Here is a 758-nt window from a genome sequence, read left to right as displayed (position 1 = left end):
GCGGTGAACTGCCGGCCGACTCGGTCGGCCGGTTGCGGGGTTTCGGCGCCATCGCTGCGGGTGGTCCTGCGTGTCTGCAACCTCGGTATCCCTTGCAGTCCATCGGCTTTCATCAATCGTTCGACGGTGCAGCGCGCCACGTCGATATCCTTTCTGCGTAGTTCGGCGTGGACCTTGCGGGCACCGTAGACGCCGAGATTGTCGGCGTGCACGGTGCGGATCTCGCCGAGCATCTCCCGGTCACGCACCGTGCGTGGCGCCTCGGTCTTGTTCGCACTCAGGTGGGCTCGTACCGTGGACGGAGCGATCTGGGCGGCCGTGTCGCGTAGGGCCGCGCAGATCGGATCGACTCCGTGTTCGTCGCGAGAAGCGGCGACGAACTCCACGATCAACGCTGTGGGCGGTCGATCTCCGCGGCGAAAAAAGCCGACGCCTGCTTCAAGATCGTGTTCGCCCGCCGCAGCTCGCGGTTCTCCCGCTCGAGCTGCGCGATCCGCTCGGAATCGCTGCTCGTGGTCCCCGGCCGCTGCCCGCCATCGATTTCGGCTTGCTTGACCCAGGTGCGTAGCGCCTCCGGGTGCACACCGAGTTGATCGCCGATCCGTTTGAACGCTCCCGGCCGTGTGGCCGGGTCCTTGCGGGCTTCCACCGCCATCCGCGTCGCTCGCTCCTTCAGCTCAATGCTGTACTTCCGAGGTGCTGCCATGCTCTCCATCCTTCACAGGTTCGAGAGCCTCCGACGAACCCGGGGCGATTCA

The 758-nt window shown here is 66.0% G+C and carries 2 protein-coding genes and 1 other annotated feature; both genes read right to left on the bottom strand.

The features are described from left to right. Window positions 1-386 (bottom strand): IS3 family transposase (locus tag A5777_RS00565; protein WP_082933488.1); only part of this gene is annotated, 386 nt, incomplete at its 3' end. Continuing rightward, window positions 300-428 (bottom strand) — a sequence feature (AL1L pseudoknot). It overlaps the preceding gene by 87 nt. Beyond that, a complete protein-coding gene (locus tag A5777_RS00560; protein WP_012832290.1) occupies window positions 389-706 on the bottom strand; it encodes a transposase in 318 nt (105 codons plus the stop codon). (Overlaps the previous feature by 40 nt.) Window positions 707-758 lie beyond the last annotated feature (52 nt).

It is taken from the genome of Gordonia sp. 852002-10350_SCH5691597, assembly GCF_001665715.1.
In the GTDB taxonomy this organism is placed as follows: domain Bacteria; phylum Actinomycetota; class Actinomycetes; order Mycobacteriales; family Mycobacteriaceae; genus Gordonia; species Gordonia sputi.
The sequence above is the reverse complement of the archived record's forward strand: the minus strand, read 5'-3'. Positions and strand labels throughout refer to the sequence as shown.

Bases quoted from the DNA above. Each gene is read 5' to 3' on its own strand.
- A5777_RS00560 (WP_012832290.1), bottom strand. From the start codon at position 706: ATGGCAGCACCTCGGAAGTACAGCATTGAGCTGAAGGAGCGAGCGACG.